The organism is Marseilla massiliensis (genome assembly GCF_016899855.1).
In the GTDB taxonomy this organism is placed as follows: domain Bacteria; phylum Bacteroidota; class Bacteroidia; order Bacteroidales; family Bacteroidaceae; genus Prevotella.
Window position 1 is genome coordinate 1 of sequence record NZ_JACJJG010000177.1, and the last position, 2325, is coordinate 2325.

General features: G+C 47.6%; 3 protein-coding genes. 1 reads left to right on the forward strand and 2 read right to left on the reverse strand.

The annotated features are described in order from the left end of the window. The coding region (locus H6A34_RS14090; protein ID WP_205106030.1) for a ribonuclease HII at positions 1 to 374 on the reverse strand (374 nt) is incomplete at its 3' end. A gap of 113 nt (positions 375 to 487) precedes the next feature. On the opposite strand from H6A34_RS14090, the gene H6A34_RS14095 reads away from it, so the two are divergent. After that, a complete protein-coding gene (locus H6A34_RS14095; RefSeq protein WP_021948811.1) occupies positions 488 to 772 on the forward strand; it encodes a hypothetical protein in 285 nt (94 codons plus the stop codon). Between the two features lie 73 nt (positions 773 to 845). Here H6A34_RS14095 and H6A34_RS14100 read toward each other — a convergent pair whose 3' ends face one another. Beyond that, positions 846 to 2060, reverse strand: a complete 1215-nt coding sequence (locus tag H6A34_RS14100; protein WP_205106031.1) for a cysteine desulfurase — start codon at positions 2058 to 2060, stop codon at positions 846 to 848. Positions 2061 to 2325 lie beyond the last annotated feature (265 nt).

Sequence of the window (2325 nt, forward strand, 5' to 3'; positions counted from 1 at the left end):
TTGACGACGGTGTTGTATGGTATGAAACGGTAGGGCTTGAAGCGGTTGCCGTCAACGATGATAGCCTCGGGACGCACCTCCAGTTGGTCAAGCGCACGGTGCATGGCCAGTATGCTGGCGTTAAGTATGTTTATCTTGTCTATCTCTTCCGGCGTAACTACGCCTACGGCCCACGCCAGTGCGTCGCGCTCAATCTCGTCGCGCAACTCGTAACGGCGCATGGGTGTTAGCTTTTTCGAGTCGTTAAGGCCCTCGTTGACATAGTCCTCGGGCAATATCACCGCCGCGGCGAACACGCTGCCGGCAAGACAACCACGGCCGGCCTCGTCGCAACCGGCCTCAACAAGACCCTTGTTAAAATGGCTTTTAAGCATTGACTGACTATTGTTTTATCTTTCTTTAACTAAAAACGAGAGCACAGTGAACTTATTGTGCACAAATAAGAATTTATTTTGCACTCAGAAACAATAATTAAACCGATAACGATATGGAAAAGCAAATGACATTGACCGCAGGCGGAGAAACGATAAAGAAGTGTGCCCTTATAATAAGGAAAACACGCGCACTGCTGGCACTTCCTAACGAATTGCTCCGCAAATACTATTCATACGTACTTGAAGAAGAAGTCGGACCGGAACGCGCAAAGGCAATGACGGAAGCCCAACTGGCGTTTTTCGCCACCGTTATGCCCGTTGACTACCATATAATAATAAGGTTCATAGCATGCGCCTGGTTCGTAATAGCGCTTAGGAAGTTAAGAATTAAGAGTTAAGAATTAAGAAAAATGGCCTTGCTGCTTGCGTGGCAAATTTTCTTAACTCTTAATTCTTAACTCTTAATTAAAATCAGAACATCCGGCTAACCCTCTTTATTCCCTCCGTCAATACATCAATTTCCTCTTTCGTATTGTACAGGGCAAACGAGGCACGGACGGTACCTTGTATGCCGAGACGTATCATCAGGGGCTGGGCGCAATGGTGGCCCGTACGCACGGCTATGCCGAGACGGTCGAGCAGTGTGCCCATGTCAAGATGGTGGATATCACCGACAAGGAACGACACGACGGCATCCTTGCGTGGCGAACGCCCGAAGATACGTATGCCTTCCACCTCCGAGAGGCGCTGCATGGCATACTTCGTAAGCTCCTCTTCATGCCTTTGGATGTTGTCCATGCCTATGGCAGATATATAATCAATGGCTTTTGCCAGCCCATGAGTGGCAACATAATCGGGTGTTCCTGCCTCAAACTTGAACGGAAGACGCTCAAATACAGTCTTCTCGAAGCTCACGCTCTCAATCATCTCTCCCCCACCCTGGTACGGCGGCAGGCGGTCAAGCCAGTCTTCCTTGCCATACAACACGCCGATACCCGTAGGGCCGTACATCTTGTGACCACTGAACGCGAAGAAGTCGCAGTCCATTGCCTGTACGTCTACGGCAAAGTGGGGCGTACTTTGGGCACCGTCAACCAACACCGGCACGCCGTGTTCATGGGCAATACGTATTATCTCTTCCACCGGATTAACCGTACCGAGCACGTTGCTGACGTGGGTCACGCTCACTATTTTTGTCCTCTCAGTAAACAGTTTCTCATATTCGTCGAGCATAAGCTCGCCCTCGTCTGTCATCGGAATGACACGTATCGAAATGCCTTTCTTGGCCGCCTGAAGCTGCCAGGGCACGATATTGGAGTGGTGTTCCATTACAGACACAATCACTTCGTCGCCCTCTTGCATGAATTCATCACAAAAAGAAGAAGCTACGAGATTAAGACTCTCGGTGGTGCCACGGGTGAATATTATCTCGCTTGTCGACTTTGCGTTGATAAACTTACGTACCTTCTCACGCGCTTCTTCATGCAAATCGGTAGCCTGTTGCGACAGATAGTGCACACCGCGGTGCACGTTTGCGTTCACGTTATAGTACTCATCGGTTATGGCTTCTACCACCTGGCGCGGCTTCTGGGTCGTCGCGGCGTTGTCAAGATATACCAGCGAACGGTCGTAAACCGTGCGCGAGAGTATCGGAAAATCGTTACGGATAGTGTTGATATCGAGCATATTGTTTTTAGGAGTTAAGGAGTTATGAAGTTAAGGAGTTAAGACAAATGCTTTGTCAATTAGGATTTAAAGAGTTATAAAATAAAAGAATCAAGACAAATGTTTTATCAACACAGTGTAAAAACAAATATTTCATTACTTGAAGAAAAGACACAAAGCCTCTTGTTTACCATGCTTCAACAACAAAACATTTGTCTTAACTCCTTAACTTCATAACTCCTTAACTCCTTGAAAATCATCTACAAAGTTTGCATCCCTCGCATTT